Annotated in this window: 16 protein-coding genes; 5 read left to right on the top strand and 11 right to left on the bottom strand. The window is 69.5% G+C overall.

Annotated elements, in window-relative coordinates:
- The first annotated feature begins 67 nt into the window (after window positions 1-67).
- From tal to pgl, 5 genes are all read left to right on the top strand, one after another.
- Window positions 68-1,180 carry a transaldolase gene (gene tal / locus DEJ30_RS16505; RefSeq protein ID WP_110862757.1) on the top strand — a complete coding sequence of 371 codons (1,113 nt, stop codon included), beginning with the start codon at window positions 68-70 and terminating at the stop codon, window positions 1,178-1,180.
- On the top strand, window positions 1,180-2,778 hold the full coding sequence (locus DEJ30_RS16500; protein WP_110862756.1) for a glucose-6-phosphate isomerase: 1,599 nt from the start codon (window positions 1,180-1,182) through the stop codon (window positions 2,776-2,778). The genes tal and DEJ30_RS16500 overlap by 1 nt, the downstream gene beginning before the upstream one ends.
- 22 nt (window positions 2,779-2,800) lie before the next feature.
- Window positions 2,801-4,339, top strand: a complete 1,539-nt coding sequence (gene zwf, locus DEJ30_RS16495) for a glucose-6-phosphate dehydrogenase (RefSeq protein ID WP_027465683.1) — start codon at window positions 2,801-2,803, stop codon at window positions 4,337-4,339.
- Window positions 4,336-5,280: a glucose-6-phosphate dehydrogenase assembly protein OpcA gene (locus DEJ30_RS16490; RefSeq protein WP_110862755.1), complete on the top strand. Its 945-nt coding sequence runs from the start codon at window positions 4,336-4,338 to the stop codon at window positions 5,278-5,280. The genes zwf and DEJ30_RS16490 overlap by 4 nt, the downstream gene beginning before the upstream one ends.
- Window positions 5,281-5,380: 100 nt before the next feature.
- Complete coding sequence (pgl, locus tag DEJ30_RS16485) at window positions 5,381-6,151, top strand: 6-phosphogluconolactonase (protein WP_110862754.1); 771 nt, start codon at window positions 5,381-5,383, stop codon at window positions 6,149-6,151.
- A gap of 835 nt (window positions 6,152-6,986) precedes the next feature.
- Here pgl and DEJ30_RS16480 read toward each other — a convergent pair.
- From DEJ30_RS16480 to uvrB, 11 genes are all read right to left on the bottom strand, one after another.
- The gene (locus DEJ30_RS16480) at window positions 6,987-7,355 is read right to left on the bottom strand and encodes an RNA polymerase-binding protein RbpA (RefSeq protein ID WP_110862753.1); all 369 of its coding nucleotides are present in this window, start codon (window positions 7,353-7,355) and stop codon (window positions 6,987-6,989) included.
- Window positions 7,356-7,358: 3 nt separating this feature from the next.
- A complete protein-coding gene (secG, locus tag DEJ30_RS16475; protein WP_017887256.1) occupies window positions 7,359-7,610 on the bottom strand; it encodes a preprotein translocase subunit SecG in 252 nt (83 codons plus the stop codon).
- 111 nt (window positions 7,611-7,721) lie between these two features.
- Window positions 7,722-8,501, bottom strand: a complete 780-nt coding sequence (gene tpiA, locus DEJ30_RS16470) for a triose-phosphate isomerase (protein ID WP_110862752.1) — start codon at window positions 8,499-8,501, stop codon at window positions 7,722-7,724.
- A 40-nt stretch (window positions 8,502-8,541) separates the two neighbouring features.
- Window positions 8,542-9,759, bottom strand: a complete 1,218-nt coding sequence (locus DEJ30_RS16465; protein ID WP_110862751.1) for a phosphoglycerate kinase — start codon at window positions 9,757-9,759, stop codon at window positions 8,542-8,544.
- 3 nt (window positions 9,760-9,762) lie between these two features.
- Window positions 9,763-10,767 (bottom strand): type I glyceraldehyde-3-phosphate dehydrogenase, encoded by a 1,005-nt coding sequence (gap, locus tag DEJ30_RS16460; RefSeq protein WP_027465689.1) that lies wholly within the window; start codon window positions 10,765-10,767, stop codon window positions 9,763-9,765.
- Between the two features lie 269 nt (window positions 10,768-11,036).
- Window positions 11,037-12,017, bottom strand: coding sequence for a DNA-binding protein WhiA (whiA, locus tag DEJ30_RS16455; RefSeq protein ID WP_027465690.1), 981 nt, complete (start codon window positions 12,015-12,017; stop codon window positions 11,037-11,039).
- Between the two features lie 75 nt (window positions 12,018-12,092).
- Window positions 12,093-12,992, bottom strand: a complete 900-nt coding sequence (gene rapZ, locus DEJ30_RS16450; protein WP_027465691.1) for an RNase adapter RapZ — start codon at window positions 12,990-12,992, stop codon at window positions 12,093-12,095.
- Window positions 12,993-13,095: 103 nt separating this feature from the next.
- A complete protein-coding gene (uvrC, locus tag DEJ30_RS16445) occupies window positions 13,096-15,126 on the bottom strand; it encodes an excinuclease ABC subunit UvrC (protein ID WP_110862750.1) in 2,031 nt (676 codons plus the stop codon).
- Window positions 15,127-18,168: an excinuclease ABC subunit UvrA gene (gene uvrA, locus DEJ30_RS16440; protein ID WP_258370025.1), complete on the bottom strand. Its 3,042-nt coding sequence runs from the start codon at window positions 18,166-18,168 to the stop codon at window positions 15,127-15,129.
- A 48-nt stretch (window positions 18,169-18,216) separates the two neighbouring features.
- Window positions 18,217-19,134, bottom strand: a complete 918-nt coding sequence (locus DEJ30_RS16435; RefSeq protein ID WP_110862749.1) for an SDR family NAD(P)-dependent oxidoreductase — start codon at window positions 19,132-19,134, stop codon at window positions 18,217-18,219.
- A complete protein-coding gene (gene uvrB, locus DEJ30_RS16430; RefSeq protein ID WP_110862762.1) occupies window positions 19,124-21,196 on the bottom strand; it encodes an excinuclease ABC subunit UvrB in 2,073 nt (690 codons plus the stop codon). The genes DEJ30_RS16435 and uvrB overlap by 11 nt, the downstream gene beginning before the upstream one ends.
- Between the last annotated feature and the right edge of the window lie 114 nt (window positions 21,197-21,310).

The following is a 21,310-nucleotide window of genomic DNA, read 5'->3' as shown; positions in this document are numbered from 1 at the left end:
CCTCCCGTCCCCGAAACCCCGACTCACGGTCCTCACGGACCCGTCGATGAAAGAAGAAGAGAAACACATGGCTGAGAACACCCCCACCGCCGCCCTCTCCGCGGTCGGCGTGAGCATCTGGCTCGACGACCTCTCCCGCGAGCTCCTCGAGACCGGCAAGCTCACCGAGCTCATCGAGCAGAAGAACGTCGTCGGCGTGACGACCAACCCGACGATCTTCGCGTCGGCCCTCGCCAAGGGCGAGCGCTACGACTCGCAGGTCAAGGAGCTCGCCGCTGCGGGCACCGACGTCACCGACGCGATCTTCGAGATCACCACGCAGGACGTCGCGAACGCCTCCGACGTCTTCAAGCCGATCTACGACGAGACCAAGGGCTTCGACGGCCGCGTTTCGATCGAGGTCGAGCCGGGCCTCGCGCACGACACCGCCAAGACCATCGAGCAGGCCAAGTTCCTGTTCGAGAAGGTCGGCAAGGAGAACGTCCTCATCAAGATCCCGGCGACGCTCGAGGGCCTCGAGGCGATCACCGAGGTCATCGGCGCCGGCATCTCCGTCAACGTCACCCTGATCTTCTCGCTCGAGCGCTACCGCGCCGTCATCGACGCCTACCTCGGTGGGCTCGAGAAGGCCAAGGCCGCCGGCCACGACCTCTCCAAGATCCACTCGGTCGCGTCCTTCTTCGTGTCGCGCGTCGACTCCGAGATCGACAAGCGCCTGGACGCCGTCGGCACCGACGAGGCCAAGGCCCTCAAGTCGAAGGCCGGCATCGCCAACGCGCAGCTCGCCTACCAGGTCTGGACCGAGGCGTTCGCCTCGGAGCGTGCCCTCGGCCTGCTCGAGTCCGGCGCCAACACGCAGCGTCCGCTCTGGGCCTCGACCGGTGTCAAGGACCCGTCGCTCCCCGACACGCTCTACGTGACCGAACTCGCCGCCCCGAACACCGTCAACACGATGCCGGGCAAGACGCTCGACGCCACGTTCGACCACGCTGAGATCCACGGCGACGCCATCGCCGGCACGTTCGACCAGGCACAGCAGGTCCTCGACCAGCTCGCCGCACAGGGCGTCGACTACGACGAGGTCGTCGCACTGCTCGAGAAGGAGGGCGTGGACAAGTTCAACGTCTCCTGGGGCGAGCTCGTCGACACCGTCAAGAACGCGCTCGAGGGCGCCAAGTAGTGACGGTTTCCATCGCAGCCAGCGGCGACGCCGCGCGGGCCATCGAACAGGTGGTCCCGCGGCTCGTCGCTGACCTGGTGGCCTCGGGCATCACCGCCCAGGACGCCGATCTGTGGGGAACCGCCGCCGAGGCCGAGGCGTCGAAGCGCCTCGGCTGGGTGGAGGCCGTCTCGGTCTCCCGCCCGCTCGTCGCCGAGGTGACCGCGCTGCGCGAGTCGCTCCGTGCCGAAGGGGTCGACCACGTCGTCCTCGCCGGCATGGGCGGCTCGTCCCTCGCACCCGAGGTCATCACGCGCACCGCTGGCGTGCCCCTCACGGTCCTCGACTCGACCGACCCCGCACAGGTCCGCGCAGCCGTGACGACCGACCTCGAGCGCACCGTGCTCGTGGTCTCGTCGAAGTCCGGTTCGACGCTCGAGACCGATTCGCAGCGTCGTGTCTACGAGCAGGCCTTCCGCGACGCCGGAATCGACCCGGCCCGCCGCATCGTCGTCGTCACCGACCCGGGCTCCGCGCTCGAGGCCGCTGCGATCGACGCCGGCTACCGCGTCTTCACCGCCGACCCCACGGTCGGCGGCCGCTACTCCGCGCTCACCGCCTTCGGCCTCGTGCCGTCCGGGCTCGCGGGAGCGGACATCGCCGAACTCCTCGACGAGGCCGACGCGATCTCCGCGCTGCTCTCGGTCGACCTGGACGAGAACCCCGGGCTCGTGCTCGGTGCGGTCCTCGCCGGAACCGAGCCGCGGCGCGACAAGATCGCCATCGTGCCCGACGGCACGCACATCGTCGGTTTCGGCGACTGGGTCGAACAGCTGATCGCGGAGTCGACCGGCAAGGACGGCCGCGGCCTGCTGCCCGTCGTGCTGCACGCGGACTCCCCCGAGGTCACCGCCGGCCTGCCCGACGTCCAGGTCATCCGCCTGGTCGGTTCGCGCGAGGACGAGCGTCACGTGGCCGAGGGCGAGGTCGAGATCACCGGCACGCTCGGCGGCCAGATCCTCGTCTGGGAGTACGCCGTCGCGGTCGCCGGTCGCCTGCTCGGCATCAACCCGTTCGACCAGCCCGACGTCGAGGCCGCCAAGGTCGCGACCCGGGCGCTGCTCGACGACCGCCCCGCTCCGGCGGAGCCGGCGTTCTCCGAGGACGGCATCGCCGTCCGCGCGACGCCCGGACTCGCGGTCGGTGCGACGCTCTCGGAAGCCGTGTCGGGCCTCCTGTCCGCACTCGACCCGACCGGCTACGTGGCGGTGCAGGCGTACGTCGACCGCACCACGAACAGCGGCCTCGAGTCGCTGCGCGACGCGATCGCGGCGCGTACCGGACGCCCCGTCACCTTCGGGTACGGACCTCGGTTCCTGCACTCGACCGGCCAGTACCACAAGGGCGGCCCCGCCACAGGAGTGTTCCTGCAGATCGTGGCCGACGAAGCGGACGACCTGGCGATCCCGGGTCGGCCGTTCACGTTCGGGCAGCTCCTCCGGGCCCAGGCAGCCGGCGACGCGAGTGTCCTCGCCGAGCACGGCCGGCCGGTCCTCACCCTCACGACGTCGGACGTCCACGCCGCCACCGCGGCGATCGCGTCCGCCGTCTCCCACTGACTCGTAAGGAGTTCACCGACTCATGTCACCGGTGGCAATCACCCCGGAGCACAACCCGCTCCGGCTGCCGACGGATCGTCGACTGAACCGGATCGCGGGACCGAGCACGCTCATCATCTTCGGCGTGACGGGCGACCTGTCACGCAAGAAGCTGATGCCCGCGGTCTACGACCTGGCCAACCGGGGGCTCCTGCCCCCGGGGTTCGCGCTCGTCGGGTTCGCTCGTCGCGACTGGGAGGACCAAGACTTCTCCCAGCTCGTCCACGACGCCGTCAAGGAGCACTCCCGCACCCCGTTCGACGAGGACGTGTGGCGTCAGCTCGAACAGGGCATCCGCTTCGTGCAGGGCTCGTTCGACGACCCCGAGGCGTTCCGCGAGCTCAAGCGCACCGTCGACGACCTCGACGCCGAGCGCGGGACGCTGGGCAACCACGCGTTCTACCTGTCGATCCCGCCGAAGATGTTCCCGGTCGTCACCGAGCAGCTGAAGCTGTCCGGGCTGACCGAGAAGCGCGAGGGCTCCTGGAGCCGCGTGGTCGTCGAGAAGCCGTTCGGCTCCGACCTCCGCACGGCACGCGAGCTCAACGCGATCGTCGAGAGCGTCTTCGCGCCCGACGACGTGTTCCGCATCGACCACTACCTCGGCAAGGAGACCGTCCAGAACCTCCTGACGCTCCGGTTCGCGAACCAGATGTACGAACCCATCTGGAACTCGAACTACGTCGACCACGTGCAGATCACGATGGCCGAGGACATCGGCGTCGCCGGGCGTGCCGCGTACTACGACGGCATCGGCGCAGCGCGCGACGTCATCCAGAACCACCTGCTGCAGCTCCTCGCACTCACCGCGATGGAGGAGCCCGTCTCGTTCAAGGCCGCCGACCTGCGTGCCGAGAAGGAGAAGGTGCTCTCCGCCGTACGTCTGCCCGAGGACCTGTCGACCGCCACCGCCCGCGGGCAGTACGACGGCGGCTGGCAGGGCGGCGAGAAGGTGCTCGGCTTCCTCGAGGAGGCCGGGATGAACCCCGAGTCCGGCACCGAGACGTACGCGGCGATCAAGCTCGACATCGCGACGCGCCGCTGGCAGGGTGTCCCGTTCTACCTGCGCGCCGGCAAGCGCCTGGGCCGTCGTGTGACCGAGATCGCGATCGTGTTCAAGCGTGTCCCCGAGGACGTCTACGGCAACACGCAGTCCCCGCTCGGTCAGAATGCGCTCGTCATCCGTGTCCAGCCGGACGAGGGCGTCACGCTCCGCTTCGGCTCGAAGGTCCCCGGCGTCGGCACCCAGGTGCGCGACGTGACGATGGACTTCGGCTACGGCCACGCGTTCACCGAAGCATCCCCCGAGGCGTACGAGCGACTCATCCTCGACGTGCTCCTCGGTGACCCGCCGCTGTTCCCGCGGCACCAGGAGGTCGAGCTGTCCTGGAAGATCCTCGACCCCATCGAGGAGTTCTGGGCCACGCAGGGCCAGCCCGAGCAGTACCGTCCCGGCACGTGGGGCCCGGCATCCGCCGACGCCCTGCTCGCCCGCGATGGTCGGACCTGGAGGCGTCCGTGAAGATCGACATGCCCGACACCACGGTGTCGAAGATCCAGAAGAAGCTCGTCCGCATCCGCGAGGAGGGCGGCGCCGTCGCCCTCGGTCGCGTGCTGACCCTCATCGTCTCGACGGCCCTCGGCCACGAGGAAGAGGCGATCGAGGCGGCGAACGAGGCGTCCCGCGAGCACCCGATGCGCGTGATCATCGTCTCGAAGAACAGCGGTGACACGAAGTCCCCCGGTCGTCTCGACGCGCAGATCCGTGTCGGCAGCGACGCGGGTGCGAGCGAGGTCATCGTCCTGCGCGCGTACGGCGAGACCGCGACCGACGAGGAGAGCCTGGTCACCGGCCTCCTGCTGCCCGACGCGCCCGTCGTGGCCTGGTGGCCGCAGACCGCTCCCGAGCAGCCCGCGGCGTCGGCCCTCGGCCGCATCGCGCAGCGACGGATCACCGACGCGGCCGCGCAGAAGGACCCGAACGGCGCGATCGAGGCCCTCGGGGCGTCCTACGTTCCGGGTGACACCGACTTCGCCTGGACTCGCCTGACCCTGTGGCGCAACCAGCTCGCCGCGGCGCTCGACCAGCCGCCGTACGAGCCGATCACCGCGGTGGAGGTCTCCGGAGCGTCCGACAGCCCGTCGACGATCCTGCTCGCCGCCTGGCTCCAGCTGCAGCTCCGGGTGCCGGTGTCCGTCGTCACGTCACCGCGCGCGACGGGGTCCAGCGGCATCCACGGTGTGAAGCTTGTGCGTGAGTCCGGCACCATCGAGCTCGAGCGGTCCCTGGTGGACGTCGCCACGCTCTCGATGCCCGGGCAGCCGACGCACGACCTGTCGCTGCCACGCCGCAACCTGCGCGACTGCCTGGCCGAGGAACTCCGTAGACTCGACCCGGACGTCCTCTTCGGAGACGTCGTCAAGCACGGGGTGCCCCAGCTGCGCGAGACCATCGCCCGCTGATCCACACCCCACACGGTCGGGCCGCCTGTCTGGTGCAGGCGGCCCGACCGGACCGAAGGCGGTCGGACGACCGGTCAGCCGCCACGAACACGGGAGTCACGTGACCAACGAACGGCGGGTGCTCGTGCACCCGGACAAGCAGGCCCTCGGCGCTTCGGTCGCCGCACGCTTCATCACCAAGATCATCGACGTGCTCGACGAGCAGGAGCGTGCCGACATCGCGATCAGCGGTGGCTCGGTGTCCTCCCTGGTCCTCGCCGCGATCGGCCAGTCGCCGGCGCGTGAGAGCGTCGACTGGTCGAAGGTGCACGTCTGGTGGGTCGACGAGCGCTGGGTTCCGGCGGACGACGCCGACCGCAACACGATCGGCACGCAGAACGACTTCTTCGACCACGTCGACATCCCCTCGTCGAACATCCACCCGATGCCGGCGTCGGACGGCGGGCTCGACATCGAGGCCGCTGCGACCCAGTACGAGCGCGAGCTGCAGGACGCCGCACCCGAGGGTGCCGTCGCTCCGCGCTTCGACATCACGCTGCTCGGCGTCGGTCCCGACGGACACACCGCCTCGCTCTTCCCGGAGTTCCCGCAGCTCACCGTCACCGACCGCGCCGTCGTGTCGGTCGACGACTCCCCCAAGCCGCCGCCGCAGCGTCTGACCGTCACCTTCCCGGTGATCAACGCCTCGCAGCGAGTCTGGGTGATCCTCTCCGGTGCCGAGAAGGCCTCGGTCCTCGGGCTGGCCCTCGCCGGTGCGTCGATCGAAGACGTCCCCGTGGGTGGCGTTCAGGGTCGCAAGCGCACGGTCTTCTTCGTGGACCAGGACGCCGCGCGCGACGTCCCCGAGAATCTGATCGCGTCGACGTACTAGACGCGCGTTCCTGACGGACAGGAGGCCCGGAGCCAGCTGGCACCGGGCCTCCTGTCCGTCTGCGGTCGCGCCCATCGCGTGCGTCGAGCGGTCGCGACACCCCGCCGGCCCGGCACCGAGGGGTCTGGAACCGTCGTCTGCGGGCGCCGCAGGCGACACAACGCGCCACCACGGCGCACCGCACGCGGCGTGTCCCGACCACTCGGCGAACCTGTTCTCGGCGCGGCACCCGGCACGTCGAGCGGTCGCGACACCCCGCCGGCGCGGCACCGAGAGGTCAGGAACCGTCGTCTGCGGGCGCCGCAGGAGACACAACGCGCCACAACGGCGCACCGCAGGCGGCGTGTCCTGACCACTCGGTGAACCGGCGCTCGGCGCGGCACTCAGCACTCCACCCCGCGCGGCACACCTGTGCCGAGCGGTCGCGACACCCCGCCGGCCCGGCACCGACGGGTCTGGAACCGTCGTCTGCGGCCGCCGCAGGCGACACAACGCGCCACCTCGGCGCACCGCACGCGGCGTGTCCTGACCACTCGGCAAACCGGTTCTCGGCGCGGCACCCAGCACTCCACCCCGCACTCCACCCCGCACTCCACCCCGCGCGGCACACCTGCGCCGAACGGTCGCGACATCCCGCCGGCGCAACGCCGAGCGGTCACGAAGTGTTGGCCGCGGCCGCCGCAGGTGACACAACGCGCCACCTCGGCGCACCGCCCGCGGCGTGTCCTGACCTCTCGGCGAACCGGCTACCCGCGCGCCGAGCACTGCCGGCAGTCCCCCGGACGCACGAAGGCCCCCGCACCATCGGTGCAAGGGCCTTCGTCAGCGTTGAGCGTTAGCTCTTCTTCGCCGCGGTGCCGCGACGCTCTCGGAGCTGCTGGAGCGCGTCCTCGAGGAGCTGCGCTGCCTCTTCCTCGGTGCGGCGTTCCTTCACGTACGCGAGGTGGGTCTTGTAGGGCTCGGTTTTGGAGACCACGGGAGGGTTCTCCTTGTCGCGCCCGGCCGGCAGACCACTCGACGGCGAGTCCACCGTCTCGGGGATCTCTTCGTCGGGCAGGTTCGCGGCGAAGTACCGCACGACCTCGTTGCCCAGGGCGTCCCAGTACGAGATCGCCACGCGCTCGGCCTGGACCCCGCGGTCCTGTTCGCCCATCGGGCCCGCGCCGACGCGGGACCCTCGGATTGCACTGCCTCCGCTTGCCATGGATCAGACCCCCGCCGTGAACTTGTTGATGAGACCGAGCACGATGATGGAGACGATCCAGACCAGACCGAGGATCACCGTGATGCGGTTGAGGTTGCGCTCGGCCACGCCGGACGCACCGAGGTTGCTCGTGACCCCACCGCCGAACATGTCGGAGAGGCCACCACCGCGGCCCTTGTGCAGCAGGATGAGGAGCGTGAGCAGGAGGCTCGTGATTGCGAGCAGGACCTGCAGCACGACGGAGAGTATCGCCACGACGTACCTTTCGTGTCAGTCAGCCGTACCAGTGTACCGGCCACGCGGAGCACGGCCGGTACCTGGACGGGAGTGGTGCGGACGACTGCCCGCGACGACGTCGCCCGTGGACTACAGCCCGACGTGCTGACGGAACCGCGCGATGGCCGCGAACTCCTGCACGTCGAGCGAAGCGCCACCGACGAGCGCGCCGTCGATGTCGGGCTCGCGGAGGAACCCCGCGATGTTGCCCGACTTGACCGAGCCGCCGTAGAGCACCCGGGTGTCGGCAGCAGCCTGGTCGCCCCAGGCTGCGGCGATGCCACGACGGATGGCCGCGCACTCGTCCTGCGCCTGCTCGGCCGTGGCCGCCTGGCCGGAGCCGATGGCCCAGACGGGCTCGTACGCCACGACGATGTCGGCGGGCTTCACCGCGTCGAGCACGACACGGAGCTGCTCGACCGGCACGACGCCGGCGCCGCGCTCTTCGCGCTGCTCGCCGGTCTCGCCGACGCACACCACGGGGACGAGACCGTGCTTGACGGCCGCTGCGGTCTTCGCCGCGACGACCTCGTCGGTCTCCCCGTGCAGCGTGCGCCGCTCGGAGTGGCCGACGATGACGTACTGGGCGTCGAGTGCAGCGAGGAACGCGCCGGAGACGTCACCGGTGTAGGCGCCGGAGTCGAACTGCGACAGGTCCTGCGCACCGAAGTGGATGGGCAGCTTGTCGGCCGAGATGAGCGTCTGCACGCTCCGCAGGTCGGTGAACGGCGGGAACACCGCGACCTCGACGTCGTCGAAGTCGTGCCGGGCGTCCTTGAGCGTCCACGCGAGCTTCTGCACGGTGGCGATGGCCTGGAGGTGGTCCAGGTTCATCTTCCAGTTACCGGCGATCAGTGGAATCCGGTTCATGCTGCGCCTCCCGAGAGCACGGAACGGAGTGACATCCGGGTCATGCGGTCCACCCCAGTGCTTCGAGACCGGGCAGCGACTTGCCCTCGAGGAACTCGAGGCTCGCACCGCCGCCGGTCGAGATGTGGCCGAACTGGTCGTCCGAGAAGCCGAGCGACCGCACGGCGGCAGCGGAGTCGCCACCACCGACGACGCCGAGGCCGTCGACCTCGGTCAGCGCCTGTGCGACGGTCTTCGTGCCGGCGGCGAAGGCCGGGAACTCGAACACGCCCATCGGGCCGTTCCAGAACACGGTCTCCGAACCCGAGACGGCCGAGGCGAACCGCGCTGCGGTCTCAGGGCCGATGTCGAGGCCGATGCCGTCCGTGCCGAACGACGAGGACTCGATGGCGTCGGCCGCCACGGTCTCGTGGTCGGCGTCGGCCGCGAAGCCGGAGGCCACCACGACGTCGGTCGGCAGGTCGATGGTGACACCGAGCTCCTTCGCCCGCGAGAGGTACTCGCGGACGACGTCGAGCTGGTCGGCCTCGAGCAGCGACTTCGCGACCCCGTGGCCCTGGGCCGCGAGGAACGTGAAGAGCATGCCGCCACCGATGCAGAGGGTGTCGACCTTCGGCAGGATGTGGTCGATGACACCGAGCTTGTCGCTGACCTTCGAACCGCCGAGCACCACCGTGTAGGGGCGCTCCGGGTCCTTGGTCAGTCGCTCGAGCACGCGGAGCTCGGTCTCGATCAGCGAACCGGCTGCGCTGGGCAGTGCGGACGCGAGCTCGTAGACCGAGGCCTGCTTGCGGTGCACGACACCGAAGCCGTCGGAGACGAAGGCGTCACCGAGGGCGGCGATGCGGTCCGCGAAGGCACCGCGCGTGGCGGCGTCCTTCGAGGTCTCCTCCGGGTTGAAGCGGAGGTTCTCGAGCAGCAGGACGTCGCCGTCCTCGAGGGCCTCGGCCGCGGCGGTCGCTTCGTCGCCGACGGTCTCGCCGACGAACGTGACCTCTTTGCCGAGCAGCTCCGAGAGCCGCTGGGCCACGGGCGCGAGCGAGAACTCGGGCTTGGGCTCCCCGTCGGGGCGGCCCAGGTGCGAGATCACGATGACGCGTGCGCCGGCGTTGACGAGGGTGTTCAGCGTGGTCAGCGACGCGCGGACGCGGCCGTCGTCCGTGATGGTGCCGTCCTTGAGCGGGACGTTCAGGTCACAACGGACGACGACGCGCTTGCCGGCGAGGTCGCCGAGGTCCTCGAGGGTGCGGAGGGCCATGTGTTACAGACGCTCGCCGACGTACTCGGTGAGGTCGACGAGCCGGTTCGAGTAGCCCCACTCGTTGTCGTACCACGAGGTGATCTTCACGAGGCCGCCGATGACCTTGGTCAGGCCGGAGTCGTAGATCGAGGAGTGCGGGTCCGTGGTGATGTCGGTCGACACCAGCGGGTCCTCGCTGTAGAGCAGGATGCCCTTGAGGGGGCCTTCTGCGGCCTCCTTGTAGGCGGCGTTGATCTCGTCGACGGTGACCTCGGACTTGGTCTCGAGGGTGAGGTCGGTGATCGACCCGGTGGGGACCGGGACACGCAGCGCGAAGCCGTCCAGCTTGCCGGCGAGCTCGGGGAGCACGAGGCCGATGGCCTTCGCCGCACCGGTCGAGGTCGGCACGATGTTCAGCGCGGCGGCACGGGCACGACGGGGGTCCTTGTGCGGGCCGTCCTGCAGGTTCTGGTCGGCGGTGTAGGCGTGCACCGTCGTCATGAGCCCACGCTCGATGCCGAACTTGTCGTGGAACACCTTGGCGAGCGGCGCGAGGCTGTTCGTGGTGCAGGACGCGTTCGAGATGATGTGGTGGTTCGCGGGGTCGTACTGACCCTCGTTCACGCCGAGCACGATGGTGACGTCGTCACCCGAGGCCGGAGCGGAGATGATGACCTTCTTGGCACCGGCGTCGATGTGCTTCTGCGCATCGGCGGCCTTGGTGAAGAAACCGGTCGACTCGATGACGATGTCGACACCCAGCTCGCCCCAGGGGAGGTTGGCGGGGTCGCGCTCGGCGAGGACCTTGATGGCCTTGCCGTCGACGACGATGTTGTCGCCGTCGAGCTCGACGGTCGCGGGGAGCTTGCCCGTGATGGAGTCGAACTTCAGCAGGTTGGCGAGCGACGCGTTGTCGGTGAGGTCGTTCACCGCCACGATCTCGAGGTCGGAGCCCTTCGCGAGGGCGGCCCGGAAGAAGTTACGGCCGATGCGGCCGAAGCCGTTGATACCGATCTTGACGGTCAATGGATCTCCTGGTGAGTGTGGAGCGCCCAGGGGGCGCTGCTTTCGGGAGTCGCGCACCCTGGCGGGCCCGCGTGTGGTGGACGATACGCCCCGTAACGTCGCCGTAACGACCCTAGCAGTCGGACACTGCGTGCCCGAGCGTGATGACGGTCCGTCCGGACGGTCGCCGACCAGGCCGGGAACGGGTCCGAGAACGGGCCGTGAAACGGACGGGAGGCGCGGTGCCAGCTGGCACCGCGCCTCCCGTCCGCAGGGTCGACAGACCCGTGTCAGGCCCCTTCGAGCTCCTCGGGAACGCTCGCTTCGGTGCCCGGGATGCCGAGGTCGGAGGCCCGCTTGTCGGCCATCGCCAGCAGGCGACGGATGCGGCCGGCGATGGCGTCCTTGGTCATGGGCGGGTCCGCGTGCTGGCCGAGCTCGTCGAGCGAGGCGTCGCGGTGCTGCAGGCGCAGTGTGCCGGCGTACTGCAGGTGGTCGGGGACCTCGTCGCCGAGGATCTCGAGCGCACGCTCGACCCGGGCGCAGGCGGCCACGGCGGCCTGCGCGGAACGGCGGAGGTTCGCATCGTCGAAGTTGACCAGGCGGTTCGCGGTCGCACGGACCTCGCGGCGCTGGCGCATCTCCTCCCAGTCGGCGGTGGTGCGCGCGGCCCCCATGACGGTCAGCATCTGACCGATGGCCTCGCCGTCGCGGATGACGACGCGGTGCACCCCGCGGACCTCGCGGCCCTTGGCGGCGACCCCGAGACGCGACGCGGCACCGACGAGGGCCATCGCGGCCTCGTTGCCGGGGCACGTGACCTCGAGCGCTGCAGCCCGACCCGGGTCGGTCAGGGTGCCGGAGGCGAGGAAGGCGCCGCGCCAGATGGCGGCCAGGTCCTCGCGGTTGCCCGTGGTCAGGCGGTTCGGCAGCCCGCGGACGGGGCGACGACGGGCGTCCATCAAGCCGGTCTGGCGGGCGAGGGTCTCCCCCGCCTCGAGCACGCGGACCAGGTAGCGGGTGCCACGGCGGGCGGACGCGGACGACCCCACCGACGCCTCGCTGCGCACGCCGTAGAGCTCGGCGAGGTCCTTGCGGACCCGGTGCACGATGATCCGGGTGTCGAGCTCGACCTCGACCGCGATGCGGCCCGAGATGACGTGCAGACCACCTGCGAACCGGAGGATCGTGGCCAGTTCGGCGGCGCGGACCGTGTTGCGGTTCACGGCGACCCTGGCCAGTTCGTCCTTGACCTCGGCAGTCAACGGCACAGCATCATTCCTAACGTTCGTTCAGTGGTTCCCGCAGATCCGGCGGCACGGGCGTGGGAGCGGCCGGAGGGACGGTCACTCCCGGCCGAGATCTCGGTTCTTCACACGCACGGCGACGCCTGGCATCCCGCGGAGGAGGTTCGCCAACTCGGCGACGATGGCGACCGAGCGGTGCTTCCCGCCGGTACAGCCGATGGCGATCGTAGCGTGTCTTTTGTTCTCGCGCTGGTACCCCTCGAACACCGGCTCGAGGACGGAGGCGTAGCGATCGACGAACGGACGGGCTCCGGCCTGGGCCAGCACGTAGTCCGAGACCGGCTGGTCGAGCCCGGTGTGGGGCCGCAGTTCCGGCACCCAGTAGGGGTTCGGGAGGAACCGCACGTCGGCCACCATGTCGGCGTCGGCGGGCAGTCCGTACTTGAACCCGAAGCTCATCAGCGTGACCTGGACACCCACGAAGTGCTCGTCGGCGAAGTGCTCGATCACGGTGTTCGCGAGCTGGTGGATGTTGAGGTCGGAGGTGTCGATCACCACGTCGGACGCCTCGCGCAGGCCGGCGAGACGCGCCCGCTCGCGGGCGATGCCGTCGAGCAGGGTGTCCTCGCCCTGGAGCGGATGGGGTCGACGGACCTGCTCGAAGCGCCGGACCAGCACGGCGTCGGTGGCCTCGAGGAACAGCACCCGGACCCGCGCGGACGTGCTCGAGCGGACCTGCTCGACCGCGTGCTCGGGGTCGGTGAAGAACCGTCCACCACGGACGTCGACCACCGTGGCGATCTTCGGGATCTTCTCCCCCGCGCGGTCGGCCAGCTCGGTCAGCGGGGCCAGCATCTGCGTGGGCAGGTTGTCGACGACGTACCAGCCCAGGTCTTCGAGGGCCTTGCCGACGGTGGACCGCCCGGCCCCGGACATGCCGGTGACGATGAGGATGTCGTGCTGCGACGCGTGGGTGGTCGCGGTGGCGCTGTCGGTCATCTGGGAGTGGGCTCCGTCGTGGCGGCCCGGGCGCGTCGCCCGGGGAGGTCTCGGCTGCCGGACCAGGCTACCGCCCGGTGACGGCCGGGAGGCGCGGGGTTCGTCACGACGGTCGCTGCGGACCGTCGTCGGTCACCTCGGGGACCCGCACCGGGCCTCCGGGATCGGTTCCGGTTCCGGTGTCCGTGATCGCGTCGGCGTCCGGTTCGGGGGCGCTCGACGCGCTCGTGGCGGGTGCGCTCGTCGGCGTCTGGGCCAGTTTCGAGACCACCGCGGCAGCGGTCGCCGGGCCGATCCCGTTCACCTCGCCGATGTCCTCGGCCGTGGCCTCGCGCAGCCGGGCGACCGAGCCGAAGTGCTTCAGCAGGGCGTTGACGCGGCTCGGACCGAGACCGGGGATCTCGGACAGCCGCGACCGGACGTCACGCTTCCGCTTGCTGCGCTGGTGGGTGATCGCGAACCGGTGCGCCTCGTCACGGATGCGCTGGATGAGGAAGAGCGCCTCGGAGTTGCGGGGCAGGATGACCGGGAAGTCGTCGTCGGGCAGCCAGAGCTCCTCGAGCCGCTTCGCGATGCCGACCAGGGCGATGTCGTGCACGCCTGCTTCGTCCATCGCGCGCTTCGCTGCCTGCACCTGGGGCTGGCCACCGTCGACGATGAGCAGCTGCGGGCGGTACGCGAACCGCTTCGTCGGCTTCGACCCCTCGACGACCTCGTCGGTCGTGACGTCCGGGACGTCCGGCAGCTCGGCGTCCTCGTCCAGCCGCGCCAGGCGCCGCGAGAGCACCTGGTACATGCTGTCGGTGTCGTCGGTGGTCTCGGCGATCGAGTACCGGCGGTACTGGTCCTTGCGCGGCAGACCGTCCTCGAACACCACCATCGACGCGACGACGTTGGTGCCCTGCAGGTGCGAGATGTCGTAGCACTCCATGCGGAGCGGCGCCTCGGTCATGCCGAGGGCGTCCTGGATGTCGGCCAGTGCCGCGGCCCGCGTCGTGTAGTCGGCCGAACGCTTGGTCTTGTAGAGCATGAGCGCCTGCCCGGCGTTCTGCGCGGCCGTCCGCGCGAGACCGGCACGATCGCCGCGCTGTGCCGTGCTGAGCTTCGTACCGCGCCCGTTCCGGCGCTTGCTGAGCCACTCCTGGAGCGCGTCCGCGTCCTCCGGCAGCTCGGGGACGACGACCTCGCGCGGGGGCTCGTCGGTGACGTAGACACCCTGCACGATCTGCTCGACGAGGTCGCCCGTGGCGATGTCGAGCTCCTTGTCGACCACCCAGCCGCGGACACCGCGGATGCGACCACCACGGACCGAGAACAGCTGCACGGCCGCGGCGAGCTCGTCCTCCGCGATGCCGAACAGGTCGAGGTCGACCGAGTCGCGGAGCACCACGGCGGACTTCTCGAGCACGGCTTCGAGCGCCTCGACCTGGTCGCGGTACTTCGCGGCCTGCTCGTACTGCATCGCGTCCGCCGAGGCCCCCATGCGCTGCCGGAGCTCGGTGATGACCCGACGGTCGTACGAGTTCATGAAGCGCACGAACTCCTCGACGAGGGCACGGTGCTCCTCGATCGTGACCTTCTGCGAGCAGGGGCCGCCGCACTTGCCGATCTGCCCCGGGAAGCACGGGCGGCCGGTCTGCATCGCCTTCTTGTACGACGAGTCCGAACACGTGCGGATCGGGAACACCTTGATCATCAGGTCGATGGTGTCGTGCACCGCCCAGATCTTCGGGTACGGACCGAAGTACTTCGCACCCTTGATCTTGCGGTTGCGCGTCACCATCACCCGCGGCGCTTCGTCACCCAGGGTGACCGCCATGTACGGGTACGACTTGTCGTCGCGGAACTTGACGTTGAACGGCGGGTCGAACTCCTTGATCCAGGTGTACTCCAGCTGGAGCGCCTCGATCTCGGAGCCGACCGTCGTCCACTCGACACTGCGCGCCGTCAGGACCATGCGCCGGGTGCGCTCGTGCAGCGTCGGCAACGGTGCGAAGTAGTTGCTCAGCCGGGCGCGGAGGTTCTTCGCCTTGCCGACGTAGAGCACCCGACCGGCTTCGTCACGCCAGCGGTAGACGCCCGGGTCGGTCGGGATCTCCCCCGCCTTCGGACGCCACGGGACGGTGTCCGCCACCTACCGAGCACCCGCCTTCTGCTTGCTCGCCTGCTTGGTCGTGCCCTGCTGCTTCTGGGTGGCCTGGCGTGCGCCGACCGCCTGCTGCTTGCCGACCCGGGCGTCCTGCGCGTCGAAGATCTCGCGCAGGAAGACACCGGTGTGGCTCTCCGGCACGGTCGCCACGTGTTCCGGGGTGCCCGTCGCCAGGACCGTGCCACCACCGGAACCGCCCTCGGGTCCCATGTCGATCAACCAGTCGGCGGACTTGATGACGTCGAGGTTGTGCTCGATCGTGATGACGGTGTTGCCCTTGTCGACCAGGCTCTGCAGCACGAGGAGCAGCTTTCGGACGTCCTCGAAGTGCAGACCGGTGGTCGGCTCGTCGAGCACGTAGACCGTGCGGCCGTTCGAGCGGCGCTGCAGCTCGGTGGCGAGCTTGACGCGCTGCGCCTCGCCGCCGGAGAGCGTGGTCGCGCTCTGGCCCAGGCGCACGTAGCCGAGGCCCACGTCGACGAGGGTCGCCATGTACCGGTGGATCGCCGAGATCGGCTCGAAGAACTCGGCCGCCTCGCTGATCGGCATGTCGAGGACCTCGGAGATGTTCTTGCCCTTGTAGTGCACCTGGAGCGTCTCGCGGTTGTAGCGCGCACCACCGCACACCTCGCACGCGACGTAGACGTCGGGCAGGAAGTTCATCTCGATCTTGATCGTGCCGTCGCCCGCGCAGTTCTCGCAGCGGCCGCCCTTGACGTTGAAGCTGAAGCGGCCGGGCTGGTAGCCACGCGTCTTGGCCTCCTGCGTCTCGGCGAACAGCTGACGGATGCGGTCGAACACGCCCGTGTAGGTCGCGGGGTTCGACCGTGGCGTGCGGCCGATCGGTGCCTGGTCGACGTGCACGACCTTGTCGAGCTGGTCGAGGCCCTTCACCCGGGTGTGCTTTCCCGCGATGTGCCGTGCGCCGTTGAGCTGGTTGGCGAGCACCTTGTACAGGATGTCGTTCACCAGCGTCGACTTGCCGGAACCACTCACGCCCGTGACCGCGGTGAAAACACCGAGGGGGAAGTCCGCGTCGATCGACTTGAGGTTGTTCGCGCGGGCGCCCTGCACGGTGATGGCCCGCTTCAGGTTGACCTTGCGGCGCTCGGCCGGCACCTCGATCGCGCGTCGGCCGGCGAGGTAGTCACCGGTGATCGACTCACGGTTCTCGATAATGCCCTCGTACGAGCCGGAGTGCACCACGTTGCCGCCGTTCACACCGGCGCCGGGGCCGATGTCGACGACCCAGTCGGCCGTGCGGATCGTGTCCTCGTCGTGCTCGACGACGATGAGCGTGTTGCCGAGGTCCTTGAGCTTGACCAGGGTGTCGATGAGTCGACGATTGTCGCGCTGGTGCAGGCCGATGCTCGGCTCGTCGAGCACGTACAGCACGCCGGTCAGCCCGGAGCCGATCTGCGTCGCCAAACGGATGCGCTGCGCCTCACCGCCGGACAGACCACCGGCACCACGTGCCAGCGTGAGGTAGTTCAGACCGACCTCGAGCAGGAACTCGAGGCGTGCGCGGATCTCGCGGAGGACCGCGGCGGCGATGTGCGCTTCACGGTCGGTCAGCGTCAGCTCGTCCATGAACGCGTACGCGTTGTCGAGCGACATGTCGGTGACGTCCGCGATGCTGCGGTCGTTGACCGTCACCGCGAGCACCTCGGGCTTGAGACGGGTTCCCTCGCACACCGGGCACGGGACCTCGCGCAGGTAGCCCTGGAAGCGCTGCCGCTGCGAGTCCGACTCGGCCTCGGCGAACTTGCGCTCGATGTAGGGCATGACGCCCTCGAACCCGCTCGTGTACCGCATCTCGCGGCCGAACCGGTTGCGCCAGGAGACCGACACCTGGAAGTCCTTGCCGGTCAGGATCGACGCCTGCACCGCGGGGTCGAGCTGGTTCCACGGGGTGTCGAGCGAGAAGCCGAGCTCCTTGCCGAGGCCGCCGAGCAGCTTGTCGAAGTAGGAGTACAGCCCGCTCGTCCCGGTCCAGGGCAGCAGGACGCCGTCGCGCAACGAGGCCTCGGGGTCGCCGAGCACCAGGTCGGGGTCGACCGACATGCGCGTGCCGAGGCCGGAGCACTCGGGGCACGCACCGAACGGCGCGTTGAACGAGAACGTGCGCGGCTCGATCTCGGTGAGCGCGAGCGGGTGGTTGTTCGGGCACGAGAGGTTCTCGGAGTAGGTCCGGACCGCTCCGGGCCCCTCGTGGTCCACCAGGTCGATGCCGACGGTGCCGTCGGTCAACCGCAGGGCGGTCTCGAGCGAGTCGGTGAGACGACCGAGGATGTCGTCGCTCGCCACCAGGCGGTCGACGATGACCGAGATGTCGTGCTTGACCTGCTTCTTGAGCTTGGGCGGGTCGCTGAGCTGGATGCGCTCCCCGTCCACGATCGCACGGGCGTAGCCGGACGCCGCGAGTTCTTGGAAGAGGTCGACGAACTCGCCCTTCTTCTTGGAGATGACGGGCGCGAGGACCTGGAACCGGGTGCCGGTCTCGAACTGCATGAGCTGGTCGGCGATCTGCTGCACGGTCTGCTTGCTGATCACCTCGCCACACGTCGGGCAGTGCGGGACCCCGATGCGCGCCCAGAGCAGACGCATGTAGTCGTAGACCTCGGTGATCGTGCCGACCGTCGACCGGGGGTTGCGGTTCGTCGACTTCTGGTCGATCGAGACCGCCGGCGAGAGCCCCTCGATGAAGTCGACGTCGGGACGGTCGACCTGGCCGAGGAACTGGCGCGCATAGGCGGACAGCGACTCGACGTACCGGCGCTGTCCCTCGGCGAAGATCGTGTCGAACGCCAGCGAGGACTTGCCCGACCCGGACAGGCCGGTGAAGACGACGAGCGAGTCGCGCGGGATCTCGAGGTCGACGTCACGGAGGTTGTGCACGCGGGCGCCGCGCACGCTGAGCGTGGAGGTGCTGTGCGGTGCGGTCCCGCCGGGGAGGTGGAGGTCAGCGGGCTCGCCGAAGGCGTTCCGGCCCGACGTCGAGGTACCGGGGTCAGAGGTGATGGTCATCGTCGTCGATTCTACGAAGCGGCACCGACATTCGGCCGGGATGGAGGGTCAGACGAGTGCGTCGAGAGCGAACGCGACACCGGATGCGCGCTCGCTCGCCGCCCAGAGCTGTGCTGCGACCGTACGGTCGTGCGCCCGTGGTTCGGCCGCGACCACCGTGGCCGGACCACGGAGCTGCATCCAGCCTGCCGGGCCCCAGTACTCCCCCGAGCGCACGTCGGCACCGACGGCCGCGTGCACGAGCGGCTGGGCGCCGACGTCCTTGCCCTGGGCGACGATGCGCTGCGCCGGGCGGATCCACTCGGGTTCAGGTCGTGTCGGGCTGACGTCCGGGCGGGCCGGTGACAGTCGGTCGAGCGACAGGCCGGGGTGCGCGACGACGCTCGAGACGGACGACCCCGAGTCGGCCAGTCGTTCGGCGAGCTCGAAGCCGAACAGCATCACCGCGAGCTTGCTCCTGGCGTACTGGCGGTGGCTCGAGTACCGACCGACCCCGAGTGGATCGGTCGTGTCGAGCTGTGCGAACCGGTGGGCGATCGACCCGAGGTGCACGACCCGGCCGGCTCGTCGTTCGAGCAGGGGCAGGACCAGGGCGGTCCACGCGAAGTGTCCCAGGTGGTTCGTGCCGATCTGCAGTTCGGTGCCCTGCGCCGTGCTCCCCGGCGTGGACGCCCCGACGACCCCGGCGTTGTTCACGACCGCGTCGACGCCGTCGGGTTCCAGCGCGGCGAGTTCGTCGGCGGCGGCGTTGACCGAGTCGAGGTCGGCGAGGTCGAGGTGGACGTGGGCGAGCGAGGCTCCGTCGACGTGCCGTCGGATGCTGCGCTCGGCGGCGTCCGCCCGGTCACGGTCGCGCGTGGCCAGCACCACGCGGTGCCCCGCCGCGGCGAGCTGCTCGGCGGCGTGGTACCCGAGCCCGGCACTCGCGCCGGTGACGACGACCGTGCGGGCGCCGTCAGCTGACATGCCCGGCCGACTCCATCTGGCGCAGGGCCTTCTTCAGGTCCTGCACCTCGTCGCGCAGTCGCGCCGCGAGCTCGAACTTCAGCTCGGCCGCAGCCTGCAGCATCTGGTCGTTCAGGTCGGCGATGGTGGCACCGAGCTGCGTCGCGCCCTCGCCCGCGATGCCGCCGCGCTTGAGGTTCGGCGTGGGCGACCGACGGCCGTCGGTGCCGGGGCGACCCTGCAGGAGCGCCTTCGTGTCGTCGTTCTCGCGCTGCAGGACCTCGGTGATGTCCGCGATCTTCTTGCGCAGCGGCTGGGGGTCGATGCCGCGCTCCAGGTTGTAGGCGACCTGCTTCTCACGACGGCGATCGGTCTCCTCGATCGCGGTCTTCATCGAGTCGGTCATCTTGTCGGCGTACATGAGCACCTGGCCCGACACGTTGCGGGCAGCGCGACCGATCGTCTGGATGAGCGACGTCGACGAGCGGAGGAAGCCTTCCTTGTCGGCGTCGAGGATCGCCACGAGCGACACCTCGGGCAGGTCGAGCCCCTCGCGCAGCAGGTTGATGCCGACGAGCACGTCGTAGACACCCTGCCGCAGCTCGGTCAGCAGCTCGACGCGCTTGAGGGTGTCGACGTCGGAGTGCAGGTACCGGACGCGGACTCCGGCGTTCCCGAGGAAGTCGGTGAGTTCCTCGGCCATGCGCTTGGTCAGCGTGGTGACGAGGACGCGCTCGTCCTTCTCGACCCGCTGCTTGATCTCCTCGAGCAGGTCGTCGATCTGGCCGTCGCTCGGCTTGACCACGATCTCGGGGTCGATCAGACCCGTCGGGCGGATGATCTGCTCGACCACGCTGTCCGTGATCCCGAGCTCGTACTTGCCGGGCGTCGCCGACAGGAAGACCTTCTGGCCGACGCGGTCGAGGAACTCCTCCCACTTGAGCGGACGGTTGTCCATCGCGCTCGGCAGACGGAAGCCGTGCTCGACGAGCGTGCGCTTGCGCGAGGCGTCGCCTTCGTACATCGCGCCGATCTGCGGCACGGTGACGTGCGACTCGTCGATGACCAGGAGGAAGTCGTCGGGGAAGTAGTCGATGAGGCAGTGCGGTGCCTCGCCCGGACCACGGCCGTCCATGTGCCGCGAGTAGTTCTCGATGCCGGAGCAGAACCCGATCTGCTCCATCATCTCGATGTCGAACGTGGTGCGCATGCGGAGTCGCTGGGCCTCGAGCAGCTTGCCCTGGCCCTCGAGCTCGGCGAGCCGTTCCGCGAGTTCTTCCTTGATGGAGGCGATCGCGCGGTGCATCACGTCGGTGTCGGCGACGTAGTGCGAAGCCGGGAAGATCGACACGGCAGGCAGGTCGTCGATGACGTTGCCGGTGAGGGGGTGCAGCGACGAGAGCGCCTCGACCTCGTCGCCGAACATCTCGATGCGGATGGCGTGCTCTTCGTACATCGGGATGATCTCGATGGTGTCGCCGCGGACCCGGAACGTGCCGCGTGCGAAGTCGACGTCGTTGCGCTGGTACTGCATCGCGACGAACTTGCGCACCAGCTGGTCGCGGGAGATCGTCTGACCCACGTGGAGTGCGACCGACGCGTTCATGTACTGCTCGGGCGTCCCCAGGCCGTAGATGCAGGAGACCGTCGACACCACGACGCTGTCGCGGCGGCTGAGCAGCGAGTTCGTCGTCGAGTGCCGGAGCCGTTCGACCTCGGCGTTGACCGACGAGTCCTTCTCGATGAAGGTGTCGGTCTGCGGGACGTACGCCTCGGGCTGGTAGTAGTCGTAGTACGAGACGAAGTACTCGACCGCGTTGTTCGGCATCAGGCTGCGGAACTCGTTGGCGAGCTGGGCCGCGAGGGTCTTGTTGTGCGCGAGCACGAGCGTCGGCCGCTGCACCTGCTCGATGAGCCACGCGGTCGTCGCCGACTTGCCGGTACCGGTCGCACCCAGCAGCACGACGTCGGTCTCACCAGCGTTGATCCGTCCGGCGAGTTCCGCGATGGCCGCGGGCTGGTCGCCACTCGGCGAGTACTCGCTGATGACCTCGAACGGACGTACCGCTCGGGTCGGTTCGATCGCAACACCCATGGGGACAACGGTAGTCGGCACCCCTGACATCGAGGACCCCTGCTCGCCCTCGGCGTATTGTCCGCTGCAAGCGGGCTCCAAGTCGACTGATGGCCACCGGGC

This window comes from Curtobacterium sp. MCPF17_003 (genome assembly GCF_003224385.1).
GTDB classification, from domain to species: Bacteria; Actinomycetota; Actinomycetes; order Actinomycetales; family Microbacteriaceae; genus Curtobacterium; species Curtobacterium flaccumfaciens.
The sequence above is the reverse complement of the archived record's forward strand: the minus strand, read 5'-3'. Positions and strand labels throughout refer to the sequence as shown.